General features: G+C 56.6%; 19 protein-coding genes. 6 read left to right on the forward strand and 13 right to left on the reverse strand.

Translation table 11 applies throughout. From position 1 onward, the window contains the following. Window positions 1-239: 239 nt before the first annotated feature. From KGP16_RS20805 to rppH, 8 genes are all read right to left on the reverse strand, one after another. A complete protein-coding gene (locus KGP16_RS20805; RefSeq protein WP_223500273.1) occupies window positions 240-593 on the reverse strand; it encodes a prepilin-type N-terminal cleavage/methylation domain-containing protein in 354 nt (117 codons plus the stop codon). Continuing rightward, a complete protein-coding gene (locus tag KGP16_RS20810) occupies window positions 583-1,029 on the reverse strand; it encodes a YgdB family protein (protein ID WP_223500274.1) in 447 nt (148 codons plus the stop codon). The genes KGP16_RS20805 and KGP16_RS20810 overlap by 11 nt, the downstream gene beginning before the upstream one ends. 2 nt (window positions 1,030-1,031) lie before the next feature. Next, window positions 1,032-1,604: a prepilin peptidase-dependent protein gene (locus tag KGP16_RS20815; protein WP_223500275.1), complete on the reverse strand. Its 573-nt coding sequence runs from the start codon at window positions 1,602-1,604 to the stop codon at window positions 1,032-1,034. Then, window positions 1,592-2,095, reverse strand: coding sequence for a prepilin peptidase-dependent protein (locus KGP16_RS20820; RefSeq protein WP_094981700.1), 504 nt, complete (start codon window positions 2,093-2,095; stop codon window positions 1,592-1,594). Before KGP16_RS20820 ends, KGP16_RS20815 begins: the two co-directional genes overlap by 13 nt. Window positions 2,096-2,301: 206 nt before the next feature. Beyond that, complete coding sequence (gene thyA / locus KGP16_RS20825) at window positions 2,302-3,096, reverse strand: thymidylate synthase (protein WP_021179872.1); 795 nt, start codon at window positions 3,094-3,096, stop codon at window positions 2,302-2,304. 6 nt (window positions 3,097-3,102) lie between these two features. Next, window positions 3,103-3,975: a prolipoprotein diacylglyceryl transferase gene (gene lgt, locus KGP16_RS20830; protein ID WP_202672079.1), complete on the reverse strand. Its 873-nt coding sequence runs from the start codon at window positions 3,973-3,975 to the stop codon at window positions 3,103-3,105. A 195-nt stretch (window positions 3,976-4,170) separates the two neighbouring features. Then, on the reverse strand, window positions 4,171-6,420 hold the full coding sequence (gene ptsP, locus KGP16_RS20835; protein ID WP_094981685.1) for a phosphoenolpyruvate--protein phosphotransferase: 2,250 nt from the start codon (window positions 6,418-6,420) through the stop codon (window positions 4,171-4,173). Between the two features lie 12 nt (window positions 6,421-6,432). Then, window positions 6,433-6,960, reverse strand: coding sequence for an RNA pyrophosphohydrolase (gene rppH, locus KGP16_RS20840; RefSeq protein WP_021179868.1), 528 nt, complete (start codon window positions 6,958-6,960; stop codon window positions 6,433-6,435). A gap of 696 nt (window positions 6,961-7,656) precedes the next feature. Between rppH and mutH the strand changes: the two genes are divergently transcribed. The 3 genes from mutH (at window position 7,657) to KGP16_RS20855 (ending at window position 9,920) form a co-directional block, all read left to right on the forward strand. Continuing rightward, on the forward strand, window positions 7,657-8,337 hold the full coding sequence (gene mutH / locus KGP16_RS20845) for a DNA mismatch repair endonuclease MutH (RefSeq protein WP_021806136.1): 681 nt from the start codon (window positions 7,657-7,659) through the stop codon (window positions 8,335-8,337). Window positions 8,338-8,463: 126 nt separating this feature from the next. Continuing rightward, the gene (locus tag KGP16_RS20850; protein ID WP_059201658.1) at window positions 8,464-8,682 is read left to right on the forward strand and encodes a YgdI/YgdR family lipoprotein; all 219 of its coding nucleotides are present in this window, start codon (window positions 8,464-8,466) and stop codon (window positions 8,680-8,682) included. Window positions 8,683-8,879: 197 nt separating this feature from the next. After that, complete coding sequence (locus KGP16_RS20855) at window positions 8,880-9,920, forward strand: NADP(H)-dependent aldo-keto reductase (RefSeq protein ID WP_021179864.1); 1,041 nt, start codon at window positions 8,880-8,882, stop codon at window positions 9,918-9,920. A 44-nt stretch (window positions 9,921-9,964) separates the two neighbouring features. On the opposite strand, the gene lplT is transcribed toward KGP16_RS20855, so the two are convergent. After that, window positions 9,965-11,155: a lysophospholipid transporter LplT gene (gene lplT, locus KGP16_RS20860; RefSeq protein ID WP_161738716.1), complete on the reverse strand. Its 1,191-nt coding sequence runs from the start codon at window positions 11,153-11,155 to the stop codon at window positions 9,965-9,967. Then, entirely contained in the window at window positions 11,152-13,308 is a 2,157-nt protein-coding gene (aas, locus tag KGP16_RS20865) for a bifunctional acyl-ACP--phospholipid O-acyltransferase/long-chain-fatty-acid--ACP ligase (protein ID WP_223500276.1), read from the reverse strand. Before aas ends, lplT begins: the two co-directional genes overlap by 4 nt. A gap of 471 nt (window positions 13,309-13,779) precedes the next feature. Here aas and galR point away from each other — a divergent pair, with 471 nt between their 5' ends. Then, window positions 13,780-14,799, forward strand: coding sequence for an HTH-type transcriptional regulator GalR (gene galR, locus KGP16_RS20870; RefSeq protein WP_021179861.1), 1,020 nt, complete (start codon window positions 13,780-13,782; stop codon window positions 14,797-14,799). Here the strand turns inward: galR and KGP16_RS20875 are convergent. Further along, window positions 14,796-15,251, reverse strand: a complete 456-nt coding sequence (locus KGP16_RS20875; RefSeq protein WP_021806140.1) for a GNAT family N-acetyltransferase — start codon at window positions 15,249-15,251, stop codon at window positions 14,796-14,798. The two genes, galR and KGP16_RS20875, sit on opposite strands and share 4 nt — an antisense overlap. Window positions 15,252-15,433: 182 nt before the next feature. Here KGP16_RS20875 and KGP16_RS20880 point away from each other — a divergent pair, with 182 nt between their 5' ends. Next, complete coding sequence (locus KGP16_RS20880) at window positions 15,434-16,441, forward strand: LacI family DNA-binding transcriptional regulator (RefSeq protein ID WP_209522711.1); 1,008 nt, start codon at window positions 15,434-15,436, stop codon at window positions 16,439-16,441. On the opposite strand, the gene lysA is transcribed toward KGP16_RS20880, so the two are convergent. Beyond that, window positions 16,438-17,694, reverse strand: a complete 1,257-nt coding sequence (gene lysA, locus KGP16_RS20885) for a diaminopimelate decarboxylase (RefSeq protein ID WP_021806142.1) — start codon at window positions 17,692-17,694, stop codon at window positions 16,438-16,440. The genes KGP16_RS20880 and lysA overlap by 4 nt on opposite strands. Before the next feature lie 122 nt (window positions 17,695-17,816). Between lysA and KGP16_RS20890 the strand changes: the two genes are divergently transcribed. Next, complete coding sequence (locus KGP16_RS20890) at window positions 17,817-18,740, forward strand: LysR family transcriptional regulator (protein WP_209522713.1); 924 nt, start codon at window positions 17,817-17,819, stop codon at window positions 18,738-18,740. On the opposite strand, the gene KGP16_RS20895 is transcribed toward KGP16_RS20890, so the two are convergent. Further along, the gene (locus KGP16_RS20895; protein ID WP_021179856.1) at window positions 18,737-19,645 is read right to left on the reverse strand and encodes a LysR family transcriptional regulator; all 909 of its coding nucleotides are present in this window, start codon (window positions 19,643-19,645) and stop codon (window positions 18,737-18,739) included. The two genes, KGP16_RS20890 and KGP16_RS20895, sit on opposite strands and share 4 nt — an antisense overlap. Between the last annotated feature and the right edge of the window lie 5 nt (window positions 19,646-19,650).

The following is a 19,650-nucleotide window of genomic DNA, read 5'->3' on the forward strand; positions in this document are numbered from 1 at the left end:
AAAGGGCATTACCGACTACTGAGTCAACGGCCCCTCACCCTAACCCTCTCCCACAGGGAGAGGGAACCGATCGAGAACACCTCGGCAAAAAGAGTCCGGGGCAAGTCTAACAACACTCGTGCTACTGGTCGTAATTTTAGTGACAGAATTCCCCCTCATCCCAACCCTCTACCAAAGAGAGAGGGAACCGATCGAGAACATCTCGACCAAAAGAGTCTGAGGTGGCACAACACCCCGTTCTACTGCCCACAATACCAGCGGCTGAGTTCAATCTGTTGGTGCAGCGGCGTTTGTATCTTCACCGTACGCCGCAGGCATGAGCCTTGCGCTTGGCGGGTTTCGACTTGGTAGTGCCAATTAGGCGGTAGCGATATGGCATGGCTTATTTCGGCACCGGCACTGAATATTTCCAGCTGTTGGTGCGCCAGCGACAAGGCCTGTCGATATTGCCACTGCCGTTGAAATGCCTGCAACAGCACCTGCTGATAGTGTAACAGCCCTAGCAGCGAGACGGCGAACAACAATGCCGCGATCAACACTTCGGGCAGGCTGAAGCCCCGCTGACTTCGCCGGCCAGCTGGTTTATTCAGCACAGTCGCTTTCCCGCTTTTCCGGACAGAAATCCAGCCAGCCGCCTTTTTGCGCTTTCAGCAGGTGGCCACCAGCCCCGCCTTGCTGTGTAGCCAGTTGGTATAGCCACAAGGGCTCCGCTCCCGCAACATCTCCAGCCCCACGCACCATTACCAGACCGGTACGGGCCGATAGCCGGGCGCAGGCTTGCAAAGCCTCGCTGCTAATCTGCTGACAGGACCAGTGGCTCGCCTGCAGAGACTCCCGTGGCCACGGTTGCGTCAGCCCCCAGCTTAGGGCCGAAGCCGCCTGGTTGTAAGCCCGCAGATAGCGCTGCTGATCGACGGCCAGCAGTAGCGCACTGTCCAATTGCCGCTGCTGGGCGGTGAGCAGCATCAGCCCCATCACCAGCAACAACATCACCGCAGCCAACGTGCTGCCCCCCTGCTGCATATCCATCTCTAGGGTGCCTCCATGCTAACCGCCCACTCCAGGCGGCGTTCTATATTTGCCCGCACCGTTGAGCGGCCCCTTAGGGTAAACAACATCAAGGACTTGCCATCGCGCCCTGCGATCTGGCTGACAGAAAAAGACTCAATCCGTACCTCTTCCTGATCCAGCAAGCGTTCCCAGCCGCTGCCCTGGCACTGGGTCACGCCGCTTTGCCCCTCCAGCCCGCCAGCCCGCAGGCGGTAACCAAAATACTCGGCATCGCCACCGCTGTCCCAGTTGCCATTGCGGTTAAGATCGTAGGCTACGATCACACAGCTGCCCGGCGCTTCCCCCGCTGCATGGCCAATCAGCAACGAGCGCCCCTGACACTGCCCGGCACAAAATCCGCTGCGGCGCAGATCCTTTTCAATCCCGAAAGCCAGCTGGCGTAACACCAGCTCCAACCGATAATGACGGCCTACATCAACCGTCTGCTGACGCAGTATCGGTAAGGTTTTCGCCGCCGCCAATGCAATCAGGCTGCCGAATGTCATCGCCAGCAGCACCTCCGGCAGGGTAAAGCCTTGTTCTAAGGTTCGCATAAGGGCAGGCTCCGGATAGCAGTTTCTTCGCTGCACAGCCGCAGCCGACCTTTGGCAGACAGCACCAGACGTATGCGGCCAGCCGGATTGCCCAGCAGGATATGCCCGGCCTGCGCATTGTTGCGCACCCCATAAAATCCCATCTCCTTTTGGGTATAACCTTGTAACTCCACATCCAGGTGTTCTGGGGTAAAGACCCGGTCCGCCAATGCACTACAAGGTGCCACCTGCGGGCCGCTGCCTATGCACCAGATTTTCCCAGGCCGAAACCACAATAACGCGTTGCGGTTATGCCAGTTGGCATCGGCCTGTAAGCGCGTTAAGAATGCCAGCAGTTGCTGGGCGGTCTGCTCAAGCCGTAGCGCCTGTTGATAATGATGCCACTGGCTAACCCCCCAAGAGGTCAGCATCCCCGCCAGCACCATCACGATCATCAGTTCGATCAGCGTCAGGCCTTGCTGGTGTTCGGGGCTATTTTTATATCGGTTCATACGGCGAGTGTAATCAGCCAGAGGCACGATGAAAGGCACCTTTTCTCAGGCTGGCAAATGATACGCAGAATTTTTAGTTAGCAGGTAACAAGCTGGGGGAAGTTGAGTACGGCTTCGCATTTTTGGCAATGCAGCACGAGCGCAGCATGCGGCGCGCCTACTTTCAGTAGGCGTAAGAAAGAGGGCCGGATACGGCCCTCAGCAAATCAGATAGCGACAGGAGCCTTGATCGGCGGGTGCGGATCGTAGCCTTCAATCTCAAAGTCTTCAAAACGATAATCAAACAGCGAGGCTGGCTTGCGTTTGATCACCAGCTTCGGCAACGCACGCGGCTCGCGGGTTAATTGCAGCTGCGTCTGCTCCATGTGGTTGCTGTAAAGATGGGTATCACCACCGGTCCAGACAAAATCGCCCACTTCCAGATCGCACTGTTGCGCCATCATATGCACCAGCAACGCATAGCTGGCAATATTGAACGGCAGGCCGAGGAACACGTCGCACGAGCGCTGATACAGCTGGCAAGAGAGTTTGCCGTCCGCCACATAGAACTGGAAGAAGGCATGGCACGGTGCCAGAGCCATCTTATCCAGCTCACCCACGTTCCACGCAGAAACAATAATACGGCGAGAATCCGGATCCTGTTTCAGCTGTTGCAACACGGTGCTTAGCTGGTCAATCTCGCGACCATCTGCCGCGCCCCAGGCACGCCATTGCTTGCCATAGACCGGGCCAAGATCGCCGTTTTCATCAGCCCATTCGTCCCAGATGCTGACGTTGTTTTCGCGCAGATACGCCACGTTGGTATCGCCGTTCAGGAACCACAGCAGCTCATGAATGATCGACCGCAGGTGGCATTTCTTGGTGGTCACCAACGGGAAACCTTCCTGCAGGTTGAAACGCATCTGGTGGCCGAAAATCGACAACGTGCCAGTGCCGGTACGGTCGGCTTTAGGGGTGCCCTCGGCGAGCACTTTGTTCATCAAATCCAGATACTGTTTCATTTTTCCTCACGACTGTTGTTGCTGTGGACGACGACGATACGCCCAGATCATCATAATAATACCGGCGAGCACCATCGGCACGGACAGGATTTGCCCCATGCTGATCACCCCGTCAAACAGGCCAAGCTGGGCATCCGGCTGGCGGAACGCCTCGACGATAATACGGAACGTGCCATAGCCAATCAGGAACAGGCCCGAAACGGCCCCCATCGGACGAGGTTTGCGGATGAACAGGTTCAGAATGATAAACAGCACGATGCCTTCCAGCACCATTTCATACAGCTGCGACGGATGACGTGGCAACACGCCATATTCGTTGAGCAGCGGTAGCAGTTGAGGATTGGCGGCAGCGATAGCGATATCTTCCGGACGCGAGCTTGGGAACAGCATCGCCCAAGGTGTATCGGTAGTGACACGCCCCCACAGCTCACCGTTGATAAAGTTACCCAGGCGGCCAGCGCCCAGACCAAACGGGATCAGTGGGGCAATAAAATCAGAAACCTGGAAGAAGTTACGCTTGGTGCGGCGGGCAAACCACAGCATCACCGCGATCACGCCAATCAGGCCGCCGTGGAATGACATTCCGCCATCCCAGACTTTGAACAGGTAGAGCGGGTTATCCAGGAACAGCGGCAGGTTGTAGAACAGCACGTAACCGACACGGCCACCGATAAAGACCCCAAGGAAACCGGCATACAGCATGTTTTCCACTTCGTCTTTGGTCCAACCGCTGCCGGGCTTGTTCGCGCGGCGTACCGCCAACCACATGGCAAAAACAAAGCCAACCAGGTACATCAAACCGTACCAGTGCAAAGAGACCGGGCCGATAGAGAAAATCACCGGATCAAATTTTGGAAACGCCAGATAGCTAGTGCTCATCTATCACCACAATATGTCTGTTATTCATCCCCAAGCGGGGGCGGCAGGTGCCAAACGCGGTGCAAAGCCCGTGCAACGGGAGCACCGCATTGAGATGGCGCATCATAACATAGGCTTAACCACGTCCGGGCTTGCCGGCAGGGAAAAGTTCTGTAAAAAAATAGGTCAACGCTTAACGGGCTGGACAACGCCTAATCAACGGCCACCGCGGATCAGCCCCCCCATGCCACGCCGTTCCATAAACGCCGCTACCTGGTGGCGAACCTCGGTGGTCATCTGGGCACTCAATACCCGCTTGGCCAATCCTTGCGCGTCTTCAAGTTCGATATGGCGCAACAGATATTTGATCCGTGCGACGCTGCGCCCGTTCATGCTCAAATTGCGGTAACCCATACCCACCAGCAGCAGAGCACCCATCGGGTCTCCCGCCAGTTCACCGCACAGGCTGACATGCAGCCCGGCCGCAGTCCCCTGATCGATGATCAATTTCAGCACCTGCAACATGGCTGGATGCAGGCTGTCGTACAACGAAGCAACGCGGGTATTATTACGATCCACCGCCAGCAGATACTGGGTTAAATCGTTGGTTCCTACCGAGACAAAATCGACGCGTGTCGCCAGATAAGGGATCAGGAAGATCATCGACGGCACTTCCAGCATGACGCCAATCCGCGGCTTGGGAATGTCGTACCCCAGCATCTCTTCCACTTCTCGCCCGGCGCGATCGATCAGGCGCTTGGCCTCGTCGATCTCTTCCAGGCTGGTGATCATCGGCAACAGGATCCCCAGATTGCCGGTTCCCGCATTGGCACGCAGCATGGCGCGCACCTGGATCAGGAAGATTTCTGGCTGATCCAGCGTAATACGGATCCCCCGCCAACCGAGGCACGGGTTTTCCTCGCTGATCGGCATGTAGGGCAACTGTTTATCAGCGCCGATATCCAGCGTACGCAGCGTCACCGGCTTGTGCGGATAGAAGAGTTGCAGCATGCCCTGATATTGCGCCACCTGCTCCTCTTCCGACGGGAAGCCGCTTTGCAGCATGAACGGGATCTCGGTGCGGTACAGGCCAACGCCGTCCACGCGCGCACCCAGCAGTTGTTCATGTTCCGGGCTAAGGCCGGCGTTCAGCATCACCTGGATCCGCTCACCGCTTTTCAGCTCTGCGGGCTGTTCAACGTCGTCTTCTGCCAGCTTGCTGAGCTCCTGCTCTTCGCTGATCAGACGTTGGTATTCCTTCACCAGCACCGGTTCCGGATCGACCAGCAGCTCGCCGCGATAGCCATCAACAATCAGCATTCGCTGGGCCAACAGCGCAGGCTGGATGTCCGCCCCCATCACCGTTGGCACGCCCATGGCCCGCACCAGGATCGCGGCATGGGAGTTGGCGGCACCGTCCCGCACTACCACGCCAGCCAGGCGATCCTGCGGCACTTCGGCCAACAGGGTTGCCGTCAGCTCATCGGCGACCAGCACAAATCGGGCTGGCCATTGGCTGGCCCCTTGGGTGGTATCGTCGAGGTGGAAGAGCAGACGTTGGCCAAGCGCACGCAGGTCGCTGGCACGCTCGCGCATATAGGTATCTTGCAAGGTCGCAAACTGGGCAGCGAAGGCTTCAATCACCTGTTTTACCGCCCACTCGGCTACCGAACCGGCATCGATCTCCGCGTACAGTTCACGTTTGAGACGAGCATCGTTGAGCAGGTGGGAATAGAGATCGAAGATCGCCGCGCTCTCTTTTTGCGAGCTGGCGCTAAAACGCTTACTGAAGCGGCGGAACTCTGCCCCAGCCTCTTCCAACGCCTGTGTCAGGCGTTCACGCTCGCTGACGGTATCCAGCGTGGAGGCTTTATACACCTGATCAAGTGAAGGTTGGCTGCTATCTAACCACCCCTCCGCCACTGCCACGCCAGGAGCCGCAGCCAGCGCCCGAATGCGGGTCTGGCGATACTGGCCAAAAATGGCGTTTAGCTGTGATAACGAGAGGATCCCGGCCATTTGGGTGGCCAGGGTAACCATGAAGGATTCTTCGCTTTCGTCAAACTGGCGCAGTTCACGTTGCTGCACCACCAACACGCCAAGCAACTGGCGGCGATGAATGATCGGCACGCCAAGGAAGGATCGGAAACGATCCTCTTTGACCTGCGGAATATATTTGAAGCTGGGATGGCTTTGGGCATCCGCCAGGTTGATCGGCTCTGCCCGCCGCCCGACCAGGCCGACGATGCCTTCGTCAAAGGCCAGGGCGATAGTTCGCCCACGGGGCTTTTTCAACCCGCGCGTCGCCATCAGGTAATAACAGCGGCGGTCGTTGTCTGCCAGATAGATGGAGCAAACTTCGGTGTCCATCGCCAGACAGGTTTCATTGACCAAAAGATCCAGCGCATCTGTCAGACTGGCCGCCGCGGCCACTTTCTCAACAATTTCTCGCAAGCGCGTGAGCATAGTCGGTTTGACTTAACCTCTCTTTCGGCGATAAGCAGGAGGCTGCCGCTGCGCTGCCAGTTCCTGCATAGGCATGACGGTTGCGGCAAACTCTTTCATAACCCGGCGGTACACGTCGCGTTTAAACGACACCACCTGGCGCACCGGATACCAGAAGCTCACCCAGCGCCAGCCGTCAAACTCCGGCGTACTGCTGCGCTGCATGTTGATATCCGCGTCATTGCACATTAACTGCAGCAGAAACCATTTCTGCTTTTGGCCGATACAAACCGGCTTTGTGTCCCAACGCACCAAACGTTTTGGCAATTTATAGCGCAACCAGTTGCGGGTTGAGGCCAGGATACGCACATCCTTTTTACTCAGCCCCACTTCTTCGAACAGCTCACGGTACATCGCCTGCTCAGGCGTTTCGCCAGGGTTTATTCCCCCTTGGGGAAACTGCCAGGAGTGCTGACCGTAACGGCGGGCCCATAGGACCTGCCCCTGACGATTACAGATTACGATACCAACATTCGGGCGGTAGCCATCATCATCGATCACCGGACTACCTCGATAAGCATAAATTCGTATTGATAACCTGATTGTTTCACACAAGCCACAGGCGGTAAACCACTGCTTTGCAGCGCCGTCGCTCGGATAACATTGGGATAACTCACAGATAATGGCAAAGTTATAAACATGTAACGAGGTTGGAGGGCGGTTTTATTCACTTTTTCTGTGGATAGGTGTGTGAAGAACTCTAGGGATAAGCCGGGAAAACTCAATTGAACTTAAAATTCGCCATATTTTTAATTTTTTATTATTCCTTTAAATACAATGCAATAATGACTTAAACACAGTTATGAACAGGGTAAAAATGTGATCTATGCACGCTTTGGATCTTTCTCTGGCGAAAGATCCACCAATGCGGATTTTATCCACAGATTATTATACCCAGTGACCTATAAAACCGCCAAATTCGTAAAAAATGCCCCGCGTCAAGGCTGTAAATCAAACCAGTGATCGGCAAAAAGTTGGGTTATCCCAGAAATCTGTGGATAAATAGGTGTAAGATCCTGTTTATTGTCGGTGGCTACAGGTGCACAACCCCGCGATGAAATTTTTCTACCGCGATGGGGTAGCCAAAAAGTCATGCAAAATCATGCTACTATTGTTGTTTTCCCCAGCCTGCTTTTCCCTTTTAAGGCTGTGAGTAAATTCGGTACATTTTTTAACCATAATGCATAGGTCTGATTTATGGCGTGTTTATCCCCGCTGCCGCCAGAAAACGAGCAGCAATTATTAGCCCGTGCCCAGGCGCTGGCTGGCTTTAACCTTGGTGAACTGGCAGCTCGTGCGCAGGTCAGCATTCCCAAGGATCTCAAACGGGATAAAGGTTGGGTCGGCATGCTGCTGGAGCTCTATCTGGGTGCCATGGCGGGCAGCAAGCCTGAACAGGATTTCCCAGAGCTGGGCATTGAGTTGAAAACCATCCCGGTCGACGCCGCCGGTAACCCGCTGGAAACCACTTTCGTCTGCGTAGCCCCGCTGACAGGCAATAGCGGCGTCACTTGGGAAAGCAGCCACGTACGCCACAAACTGGCACGCGTGCTGTGGATCCCGGTGGAGGGTGAACGACAAATCCCATTGGCACAGCGCCGCGTAGGTTCCCCGCTGCTGTGGCAGCCCAATCAGGAAGAAACCGAGATGCTGCGCCGGGATTGGGAAGAGCTGATGGATCTTATCGTGCTCGGCCAGGTTGAGCGGATCACTGCCCGCCATGGCGAAGTGCTACAGCTGCGGCCAAAAGCGGCCAACAACAAGGCACTGACCGAAGCCACCGGCGAACAGGGCCAACCGATCCTCACCTTGCCGCGCGGCTTCTATCTGAAGAAAAACTTCACCCGGGCGCTGCTGGCCAGGCACTTTACGCTTTGATTAGCCCTGCGCATCCTGATTTCACCGTCATTTCTCCTTACACAGATGGGATACGTCCGAAAGCCATCTTTGGCAGAGTTTGCTACTCTATTAGGACAATTATTCTAGGTATATAAGGTGTTCGGCATGAAAAAGTGGGTAATGGCTATTTCCGCCCTGATGATGGTCGCCGGATTAGCAGGCTGTTCCAGCGACTATGTGATGGCCACCAAAGATGGCAATATGATCCTCACGCAGGGTAAGCCTAAAATCGATAAGGATACCGGCCTGATCAGCTATCAGGACGAGCAAGGCAAGCAGCGTCAGATTAACGGCGATCAGGTCTCGCAGGTTATCGAGCGTTAATCCCAGCCCCCGCATCTTCCTGACCCCTGACGGATTATCAATCAGGGGATTAGCCCTGCCCTCGGCTGTTATATTCCACTTTCACCATCTTCTTAGCTTGGTTATAGTCAAGTAAGGCGTGTTACGCCGTTGGATCTCTGGCTGCTGTTTTACCGGGCATCACGCCCGTAAGCGCTAACATTGAAGGAAGGCCGTTAATGCAATACCACCGTATTCCCCACAGTTCTTTAGAAGTGAGCGTGCTGGGACTGGGCACCATGACCTTTGGCGAACAAAACAGCGAAGCCGATGCCCACGCACAGCTGGATTATGCATTAGCCGCTGGCATCAACCTGATTGATACCGCAGAGATGTATCCAGTGCCACCGCGCCCGGAAACCCAGGGGCTGACAGAGCAATACATTGGCAGTTGGATCAAAGCGCGCGGCAACCGCGATAAAATCGTGCTGGCAAGCAAGGTCTCCGGGCCGATCCGGGGTAATGACGCTGGGATCCGCCCACAGCAGGCGTTAGATCGCAAAAATATCCGCGCTGCCCTGGATGCCAGCCTGAAACGGTTAAACACCGATTATCTGGATCTGTACCAGCTACACTGGCCGCAGCGCACCACCAACTGTTTCGGCAAGCTCAATTATCAGTACACCGATGAGAAGGCCACCATCCCGCTGTTGGAAACTCTGGAAGCGTTAACCGAGCAGGTCCGGGCCGGCAAAATTCGCTATATCGGCGTCTCTAACGAAACCCCTTGGGGCGTGATGCGCTACCTGCAACTGGCAGAAAAACACGAACTACCGCGTATCGTCTCGATCCAGAACCCCTACAGCCTGTTAAACCGCAGCTTTGAGATTGGTCTGGCGGAGATCAGCCAACATGAGGGTATCGAACTGTTAGCCTATTCCAGCCTGGCCTTCGGTACGCTGTCCGGCAAATACCTCAACGGTGCCAAACCGGCCGGGGCACGCAACACACTGTTCAGCCGCTTTACCCGCTACTCTTCAGCCCAGAGCCAGGCGGCGATCGCCGAATACGTGGCGCTGGCGAAAAAGCACGGTCTGGACCCTTCACAGATGGCATTGGCATTCGTGCGCCAGCAGCCGTTCGTTGCCAGCACCTTGCTGGGTGCCACCACGCTGGAGCAGTTGAAGATAAATATCGACAGTTTTGACGTGGTGTTGAACGAGGAAGTGTTGCAGGCTCTGGAAGAGATCCACAGCCGCTTCACCATTCCAGCACCATAAAGACTATAGGGGCACAGCATGCTGTGCCCCTATGTATCAAACCGTTAGGCTTTGGAGCGGAATTGAGATATCCACAGGACGGTGATGGCAAGGCCGAACACGACGCCAAAACCGATCCCGACGCCGATCACCGGCACACCTAATTTGACCACCAAAGAGTAGAGGCCAAGCATCAGCAGCATGGCGGTATTTTCACCCAGGTTCTGTACCGCAATAGCATTCCCCGCCCCAACGGAGCGTTTGCCCCGCTCTTGCAACAGCGCATTCAGCGGCACCACAAAGAAACCACCCAGCACACCAATCACCAGCAGCACGCCATAAGCATTCAGCATGCTGGTTTGCACGGCAAAGAAGGCTACGGCGATGCCGATCAGGATCCCGGCAGGCATACAACGCTTAACCGTTTCCAGCGTCACAAAGCGTGCTGCCGCCCCGGCCCCGACCACGATACCTATTGCCACCATCGCGTTGAGCATGGTTGGCGTGGCGTTATCGCTAATGCCCAGCGCCACCGGCACCCACAGCACCAGCAGGAAGCGCAGGGTAACCCCAGCGCCCCAGAACAGGCTGGTACCAATCAGTGAGAAACGGGTTTGCCCATCGCGCCACAGCACCACGCAAGCGTTGAAGAAAGTGCTCCCCATGACGCGTGGGTGCCAGGAGGCCACCTTATGGGCAACAGGCAAGCGCGGGATGTACAGGTTGGCAACGACCGCCGCGCCGTAAACCACGGCACACACCGCCAGTGCAGCTACAATATGCCAGTCTGCCAGCAGGCCACCGGCTACCGAGCCCACCAGGATGGCGGCAATGGTGGAAGCTTCCATCAGCCCATTGGCCTTCACCAGCTTATCGCCGCTGGTGATCTCACCCAGGATGCCGTACTTCGCCGGTGAATAAGCCGCCGCCCCGATGCCGACCAGGGTATAGCCCAGGAACGGGTTCAGCCCAAAGCAGATCACCAGCGCACCGGCCAGCTTCAAACCGTTAGCGACCATCATCACCCGGCCTTTGGAGAAGCTGTCGGCGATTTGGCCCACAAACGGAGCCAGGATGATATAGGTGGCCACGAAGGCCATTTGCAGTATCGGTTGGCTCCAATCGGGGTACATTTGCTGTTTGATCAGCGCCAGGGTAGCAAACAGCAATGCGTTATCGCCGAAGGCCGAGAGAAACTGGGCACAGATCACCGCGATCATCGAACGTGACAGCAGTGGGGAATCAGTTGCATTCATGATGCCTTCTCCGGCTGTTCAGCCATTTGGCGCAAAGTAACGAAATCCGGTTTGCCGCTGCCCAGTAACGGCAACGCCTTCACCAGGCGAATATCACGCGGCACCGCCAGCTCCGGGGTGCCCTGCTCACGAGCCACCCGCAGCAAGCTATCACGGGTAATGCTGGCGTCGTTGGTGAACAACACCAGCGCTTCGCCTTTGCTGCTGTCGCTTTTCACCGTGGCCGCATGCAGCCCTTCCGGCGACAGGCGCACGGCCAACTGTTCCACGCTCTCCAGCGAGATCATTTCCCCCGCCAGTTTGGCAAAGCGCTTCACGCGGCCACGAATGGTGCAATAGCCCTGTTCGTCGAAGCTGACAATATCACCGGTATCGTACCAGCCAGCTTGCAACACGCCGTTTTCGTCCTCGGCTGCCGGAGTTTCCAGTTCGCCTGGGCGTTCAACCCGCAGGTAGCCCTTCATGATGTTCGGGCCTTTCAATTGCAGACGGCCACCGTTATCGATCCCGGCCATCTTAATCAAACGTGCTTCCATCTGCGGCATAATGCGGCCTACGGTGCCAACTTTGGCCGCCAGAGGCACGTTGATCGACACTACCGGAGCACACTCAGTGACGCCGTAGCCTTCTAAAATGCGGATGCCGTATTTGTCCTGATAAATCTGTTTGGTGCTTTCGGCCAGCTTCTCGGCACCGGCCACCACATAGCGCAGGCGGGCAAAATCGTAAGGATGGGCGAAACGGGCGTAGTTGTTGAGGAAGGTCGCTGTCCCAAACAGCACGGTGCAGTTACGGTCATAGACCAATTCCGGCACCACGCGATAATGCAGTGGGCTTGGGTAGAGGAATACCCGGCTACCAGTCATCAACGGGGTGATCAACCCAACCGTCAGGCCGAAAGAGTGGAACAGCGGCAGCGAGGACATAAAGCGATCGCGCGGGGTGAAATCCGCAATGGTTCGGATCTGCTCCACGTTCGCCAACAGGCTGGCATGGGAATGCACCACGCCCTTCGGATGGCCTTCCGAGCCGGAGGTAAACAGGATCAGCGCCGCATCTTCTGGCTGCTGCGGCACCATGGCCTTTTGTGGCTGGAACAGGTGACGCAGGATCCACAGCTTATCGTCGCGGGTGACGGTATCTTTCAAATCTTCCAGATAAACCCAATTGGCTTCCGGCACCTGCTCTGGCAGGTGAGTCAACTTGCCCTTTTCCAGGAACTGGCGCGAGGTGACGATGGTTTTAATGGTGGCCGCGGTCATCGCGCTTTTCAGCCCGTTCACACCGGCGGTGTAATTGAGCATCGCCGGAATACGGCCCCGCAATGAAGCGCCAAAGATGGCGGCAGCGGTAATAGTGGCATTGGGCAACAGCAGGCCAACATGCTCTTTCGGCGCGGTAAAGCGCTCCAGGATGCGGCTGACGCCCAGCGATTTTTTAAGCAGCGTATGATAGCTGTCTTCCTTGAAACCTATGTCTTCGATGCAGGGCTTGAAGCGCCCATAACGATGCTGTGCGGCCAACAGCGCGCCGAACAGGGTTTGCGGTTTGAGGGTATCCATGCGCGCCTGCATCATGATCTGATGCAGCCTGTCACCGGCCAACTGCCGGCGTTGACTGGCTTTTGGCGCGTCTGGCATCGGTAAAGTGGTTGGTGGCAGAATGCTGATGGTGGTCTGTGGGAAGGCGCGGAGTTTATACACCCCGGCCATACGGCCAAACACGCTGAACTCCGGGCCATCGATACGTACCGGCACGATGGTGGCGCCAGATTTGGCGGCGATAAAGGCCGCCCCGTCGTAGACCTTCATCAATGAACCGGTCACCGTAATGCGCCCTTCCGGGAATACCACGATCGGCCTGCCCTGTTCAACCATGCGCACCAGATGCTTGATGGCCATCGGTTTGGTGGGATCCAGTGGCACAAAATCGATATAAGGCTTCAACCAGCGCATAAACCAACGTTCGGAAATGCTGGAGTAAACGGCAAACACCGGTTTGATCGGTAAGAACAACGCCAGCAGCGCGCCATCCATGAAAGAAACGTGATTCGGGGTGATCAGCAGTTTCTGCTGCTCAAAATGCTTGGCGTCGCCTTCGACACGAACACGAAACAACAGGCGAAACAGTGCACGTAACACGGTATATATCATCCCACTCTCCCTCGGGGTTGATGGCCTTAAAAATTGTCTGAGGAAGAATACTATACGGCAGGCAAAAAAAAACCTACGCATCCGCGTAGGTTGGTGCAATTGAAAATGGCTTCAACATACAGAGTATGCCGATTGCTCACCAATCAATACCTCTGGGACAGTCAATTTACCCCGCCACGCCAAACTCTCGCCAGCGGCCAATCGCAACAGTCCGACGCAAAGTGTAACCAGCGATGTAGTTTTTCCTTTGATAGACATTGTTTTGAAACTATTGAAAAACCTCAACCAACCCGGATCGTTGGGGCACCGCACGTTGCGCCCGTTAACCCTGGATCCGCTTGGGGTGAAAAGGTGAATTTAAAAGCCATAAATGCAACGCTCACCACAAGTTAGCGATACCAGCCCTTGCGGCGCGCGATTTTTTCCGCAAAACTGAGGAATGTAAGCGATTACCCAGGAAGTGTTGCAGATATGGCCACGATTAAGGATGTTGCCAGGCTGGCGGGTGTTTCCGTCGCCACGGTGTCCCGCGTAATAAATAACTCCCCAAAAGCCAGCGAAAGTTCACGAACCGCCGTGCTGGCCGCCATGGAAGGATTGCAGTATCACCCCAACGCCAATGCCCGTGCGCTGGCACAGCAATCCACCGAAACCCTGGGCCTGATTGTCTCTGACGTTTCCGATCCCTTCTTTGGTGCCATGGTAAAAGCCGTGGAGCAGGTGGCCTACGCCACGCATAATTTTCTGCTGATTGGTAACGGTTACCACAATGCCGAAAAAGAGCGCCAGGCCATTGAGCAACTGGTGCGCCATCGCTGTGCGGCCTTGGTGGTGCATGCCAAGAAGCTGACCGACGATGAGCTGACCGTCTGGATGCGCCAAATCCCAGGCATGGTGCTGATCAACCGAACGCTGCCTGGGTTTGAGCCCCGCTGCGTAGCGCTAGACGATCGTTACGGTGCCTGGCTGGCTACCCGCCATCTGATCCAGCAGGGCCACCAGCGGATCGCCTTCATCTGCTCCAACCATCAGATTTCAGATGCTGCCGATCGATTGCAGGGCTACCTGGATGCATTGGAAGAACACGGTATTGCGGTGGATGAGAAGCTGGTTGCCTACGGCAAGCCGGATGAGATTGGCGGCGAGCAGGCCATGACCGAGTTGCTGGGCCGTGGTAAGCAATTTACCGCCATCACCTGCTATAACGATCCGATGGCCGCCGGGGCGCTTTCGGTGCTCAGTGATAACAGCGTGGACGTTCCTGGCCAGATTTCGCTGATTGGTTTTGACGACGTGCTGATTTCCCGCTATCTGCGCCCACGCCTGACCACTATCCGCTACCCGGTGGTGGCGATGGCAACGCAAGCAGCAGAGCTGGCATTAGCGTTGGCCAACAACCAGCCGCTACCGGAGATCACCAATATGTTCAGCCCGACGCTGGTCCGCCGCCATTCGGTCGCCAGCATCAATAACGCTTTCGATCAGAGCTAATCTAGCCGGCGGTGGTAGAGGCGCACGGGGCGATCCGGGTACTCCAGCGCCTCGCCGATGTGCTGCCAGCCATGGCGTTCGTAATAACCGCTAAATTCGGCATACAGATACAGCTCCTTGAACCCGGCTTGGCGGCTGTACTCCTGCACATATTGCTGGAGCTGCAACCCCAGCCCGCTGCCGCGCTGGCTCTCTTCAACGTAAAGCGCGGCCAGCCACGGCGTTAAATCCTGGCGGCTGATCAAATCACAGCGCCACAGCCCCACGGTGCCCACCGGCTGGTCATCCAACAGGGCGATAAAGGTGATCGGCAAACCTTCATGCCGCAGGCTGCTGGCCACCACACTGGCAAAGAATTCCCGGCTGTTTTCGCTGCCAAACGCCTGCCACTGCCAGTCGATAACCTGTTGCTGATGCTGCGGATAGTCCGCCAGATGCACAATACGAAACACGCTAATCCCCTCGGAAAAATGCCTTAAACGCCTGCACCGTCAGTGTACGCCAATCAATGCATGGGTGCCCCAACAACATAGGTTGCTGAATTTGTAGGGGTCGAACATGTTCGAGCCGATCTCACCCTATGCTAGACTCAGCACTATTTACCGCAGCGGACGTTGAAAGAGGGTAGCCATTGATGATCACCATGTTGGATGTTTCCATGCGCGCGGGGGTGTCCAAAGCCACGGTTTCCCGCGTTTTAAATGGCACCGGCCAGGTGAAGAAAAGCACGCGTGATGCGGTGTTCAAGGCAATGGATGAATTGGGCTACCGGCCGAACTTTCTCGCCCAATCGCTGGCCAATAAAAGCTCCAACAGTATTGGGCTGGTAGTGTCCAATTTTGACGGCCCCTACTTTGGCCGTTTGCTGCGCCAGGCTGCCAAACTGGTCGAGGCCAGCGGCAAGCACCTGATCGTCACCGACGGCCACGACACGCCAGAAGATGAATTGCAGGCGGTACGGCTGCTGGCGGATCGCCGCTGCGACGCGATTATCCTTTACACCCGCTTTATGAGCGAAAGCGCCCTGATGGAGCTGCTGGAAGACCTGCCGGTTCCGGTGATGATCATTAACCGCGATCTGCCGAAGGCCCGTGAGCGCTGCGTGTTCTTCGAACAGCAACAGGCCGCCTTCAACGTGGTGGATTACCTGATCCGTCAAGGGCACCGTGAGATCGCCTGCATCACCGGGCCTATTGATACCCCCACCGCCCAATCCCGCTTGGCGGGTTATCGTCAGGCGTTGGAACGCCACCAGGTTGCGTTCAATGATGCCTTGATCACCAACGGTGATAGCAGCGTACCCGGCGGATACCTCAGTTGTAAGGCACTGCTGGCTAGCGGCAACTCCTTCAGCGCGCTGTTTGCCAGCAACGATGATATGGCCATCGGTGCGATGAAGGCCCTGCACCAGGCTGGCAAACGCCTGCCTGAGGACGTTTCGCTGTTTGGTTTCGACGATGAACCAAGCGCCGCCTATCTGCAACCGGCGTTGTCCACCGTCTACCTGCCGATCGATGCGATGATCGAAGCGGCGATCGCCCAAGCCCTGCGTCTGATCAACGGCGAAGCGCTACAACCGCTAACGCCGTTTGTCGGTGAGTTAAAACTGCGTGAGTCCGTGGTACCTGGCCCCTACGCTTAAATTAACTCCAGCCCGATCAATTCTTCAATCGTCTGACGGCGACGGATCAGCCGAGGCTCACCGTTTTCAAACAGTACTTCCGGCAGCAGCGGACGACTGTTGTAGTTGGAGGACATCGACGAGCCATAGGCCCCGGTGTCATGGAACACCAGATAATCCCCGACCCGCACCTGCGGCAACGGACGGGTTTCAATACCGCCACCCGCCTGCTGGGTAAACACATCACCTGACTCACACAGCGGCCCGGCAATCACGGTGTCTTGCAGCGGTTGATGATCAGTATTGCGGCCGTCGGCAGGCAGTAGGGAGATATGGTGATAGCTGCCATACATCGCCGGACGCATCAGATCGTTGAACCCAGCGTCTACCAAGACAAAGTGGCGGCTGCCCATCTGTTTTACCGAACGCACTTCGGCCACCAGCACGCCCGCTTCCGCCATCAGGAAACGCCCCGGCTCGATTTCCAACTTCACCGGATGGCCCAGATGTGCGGCAACTCGCTCACGTGCACGGTTCCACAGGCCGTAATAGTGTTCGGTATTAATCGCCTCTTCCCCTTGCTGATAAGGGATAGAAAGGCCGCCACCGGCGGAAATCGCCGTAATGTCCTGCCCCAGGGCAATCACCTGCTGCACCATGGCATCACACACGCGCTCCAGGTGCTGGTAATCCACCCCGGAACCGATGTGCATATGCAGCCCGATCAGTTTCAGTCCGTATTGCTGCACCTTGGCGACCGCCTGCGGCAGATCGGCATACCAGATACCGTGCTTGCTGTTTTCACCGCCGGTATTGGTTTTCTGGCTATGGCCGTGGCCAAAACCAGGATTGATACGTAGCCACACCGGATGCCCGGCAGACACCTGACCAAGCTGTTCCAGCATATCGATAGAACCAGCGTTGACCGGGATTTTCAATTCGCTGACGCGCGCCAGCGTGGCGTGATCCAGCACATCTGCGGTAAATACGATATCCTCGCCACCCGGCTCAAAACCGGCTTTTAACGCGCGCTCGATTTCCCCCAGCGACACCGAATCCACCTTGACGCCCTGCTCGCGCATCAGGCGCAGAATATGAATATTCGAGCAGGCTTTCTGGGCAAAACGGATCACGTCAAAGTGCTGCAACTGGCTGATACGCTGGCTGATGATATCTGCATCATAGGCCCAGACCGGGCAACCAAAGCGTGGGGGCAGCGCCAGCAGATTGGCGGCGTTCAGGGCGGTAGAGGTGTCGTTCAAGGCGCGTGGCATGGTTCGGTTCCCATAATCAAATTTTCCACCATCATGCCGCAGCAGCCTCTGTGTGAAAAATATCTATTTCGCCATAGTCTATTCATTTATGATATGGCTTTCCCTCTCCGTGGAGTTTCGCCATGTACGCCATTACCCTACGCCAGATTGAAATTTTTCACGCGGTGATGACCACCGGAAATCTGACCGAGGCGGCGGCGCTGCTGCAAACTTCACAACCGACCGTCAGCCGCGAACTGGCCCGCTTCGAGAAGCTGATCCAGCTGCAACTGTTTGACCGCGTACGTGGCCGTCTTTACCCCACAGTGCAAGGTTTGCGGCTGTTTGAAGAAGTGCAGCGTTCTTATTACGGCCTGGATCGCATCAAGAATGCAGCGGCAGGTATCCGGCAATTCCAGCAGGCGCAGCTTTCCATTGCCTGTCTGCCGGTGTTTTCCCAATCGCTGCTGCCTGCCGTGTGCAAACCTTTTGTCGATCGTTACCCGGAAGTGAGCTTCAGTGTGATCCCACAGGAGTCACCATTGCTGGAAGAATGGCTTTCGGCACAGCGCCACGATCTGGGCCTGACGGAGAATACCCTGACGCCCGCTGGCACCGAGCGCATGACGCTGCTGACGATGAATGAAGTGTGTGTGCTGCCTGCCGGGCACCCAATGCTTGCGAAAAGCACGCTGACGCCGCAGGACTTCAACGCAGAAAACTTTATCAGTCTGTCGAGCACCGACAGCTATCGGCAACTGCTGGATGCATTGTTCCATGAGCAAGGCATCGAGCGCCGGATGGTGATGGAGACCCACAGCGCCGCCTCGGTCTGTGCGATGGTCAAGGCCGGAGTCGGCATCTCGATCGTCAACCCACTGACCGCGTTGGATTACGCCAATAATGGCGTTCATGTGCGGCCCTTCAGCGTCGAGGTGCCATTTACCGTGAGCCTGATCCGCCCGCTGCACCGCCCCTCTTCCGCGCTGGTCACGGCCTTTGTGCAGCACTTGCAGCAGCAGGCGCAACAGTTGCCCGCCCGCCTGGCTTCCGTGATCCAACGCTAACGCAGCGTGGCACGCCAGCCAGGATCGGTGGCAAACCATTCCACCAGGAAGTCCAGCATGGTGCGCAACGTGGCGGGCATTTGGCGGCGCGAAGTGTAAATGCCGTAGATCCCCATCGTTTGTGACAGATACCCCGGTAACAGTTCCACCAACTCCCCCTTTGCCAACAGTGGCGCAGCGGAATAGTAAGGCTGCATGGAAATCCCCGCTCCTTGCAGCGTTCCTGCCAACAGCACCACCGACTCGTTGGCGCTGAGGTTACCGCTGACTGCCACCGCCGACTTCACACCCTGCTCATCAAAGTGCCACAGGCTTTTACCAAAGTAGGAGTAGGTCAGGCAGTTGTGCAGAGCTAAATCTTGCGGGTGACGCGGGGTGCCATGAGCGGCCAGATAGGCTGGAGACGCGCAGATCACCGAAGCGCAGTTGGAAAGCGGCCGAGCAATCAGATTAGGATCCAACTCATTGGTGATGCGTAGCGCCAGATCGATCCGTTCTTCCACCAGATTGACCGCCCGGTTATCCATTTGCAGGTCCACAGCAACCTGAGGATGACGTTTCAGGTACTGCGCCACCGCCCCCACCAGCGCCGTTTGGCCGAGCGATTGCGAGCAACTGATGCGTAACAGGCCGCGTAAATCATCACTCTGCTCATTTTCGACCAGATCGATATCTTTCGCTACCGCCAGCATTTGGCGGCAACGTTCCAAGGTGCGCTCCCCGGCATCGGTCAGGCTGAGCCTACGCGTAGTACGGTGCAACAGCCGTGCGCCAGCCCATTGTTCCATCTGCGCCAGATAGCGCGTCACCATAGCCCGCGACATCGCCAGGGTATCCGCAGCCGCAATCATGCTGCCGCGTTCGACGATAGTGACAAAAACCTCTGCAGCGGTAATGCGATCCATGATTC

The organism is Serratia sp. JSRIV006, assembly GCF_019968685.1.
In the GTDB taxonomy this organism is placed as follows: Bacteria; Pseudomonadota; Gammaproteobacteria; order Enterobacterales; family Enterobacteriaceae; genus Chania; species Chania fonticola_B.

Coding starts and splice junctions, on each gene's coding strand:
- KGP16_RS20810 (WP_223500274.1), bottom strand. CDS start 1,029: ATGGATATGCAGCAGGGGGGCAGCACGTTGGCTGCGGTGATGTTGTTG.
- KGP16_RS20815 (WP_223500275.1), bottom strand. CDS start 1,604: ATGCGAACCTTAGAACAAGGCTTTACCCTGCCGGAGGTGCTGCTGGCG.
- KGP16_RS20820 (WP_094981700.1), bottom strand. CDS start 2,095: ATGAACCGATATAAAAATAGCCCCGAACACCAGCAAGGCCTGACGCTG.
- thyA (WP_021179872.1), bottom strand. CDS start 3,096: ATGAAACAGTATCTGGATTTGATGAACAAAGTGCTCGCCGAGGGCACC.
- lgt (WP_202672079.1), bottom strand. CDS start 3,975: ATGAGCACTAGCTATCTGGCGTTTCCAAAATTTGATCCGGTGATTTTC.
- ptsP (WP_094981685.1), bottom strand. CDS start 6,420: ATGCTCACGCGCTTGCGAGAAATTGTTGAGAAAGTGGCCGCGGCGGCC.
- mutH (WP_021806136.1), top strand. CDS start 7,657: ATGGCGTGTTTATCCCCGCTGCCGCCAGAAAACGAGCAGCAATTATTA.
- KGP16_RS20850 (WP_059201658.1), top strand. CDS start 8,464: ATGAAAAAGTGGGTAATGGCTATTTCCGCCCTGATGATGGTCGCCGGA.
- KGP16_RS20855 (WP_021179864.1), top strand. CDS start 8,880: ATGCAATACCACCGTATTCCCCACAGTTCTTTAGAAGTGAGCGTGCTG.
- lplT (WP_161738716.1), bottom strand. CDS start 11,155: ATGAATGCAACTGATTCCCCACTGCTGTCACGTTCGATGATCGCGGTG.
- aas (WP_223500276.1), bottom strand. CDS start 13,308: ATGATATATACCGTGTTACGTGCACTGTTTCGCCTGTTGTTTCGTGTT.
- galR (WP_021179861.1), top strand. CDS start 13,780: ATGGCCACGATTAAGGATGTTGCCAGGCTGGCGGGTGTTTCCGTCGCC.
- KGP16_RS20880 (WP_209522711.1), top strand. CDS start 15,434: ATGATCACCATGTTGGATGTTTCCATGCGCGCGGGGGTGTCCAAAGCC.
- lysA (WP_021806142.1), bottom strand. CDS start 17,694: ATGCCACGCGCCTTGAACGACACCTCTACCGCCCTGAACGCCGCCAAT.
- KGP16_RS20890 (WP_209522713.1), top strand. CDS start 17,817: ATGTACGCCATTACCCTACGCCAGATTGAAATTTTTCACGCGGTGATG.
- KGP16_RS20895 (WP_021179856.1), bottom strand. CDS start 19,645: ATGGATCGCATTACCGCTGCAGAGGTTTTTGTCACTATCGTCGAACGC.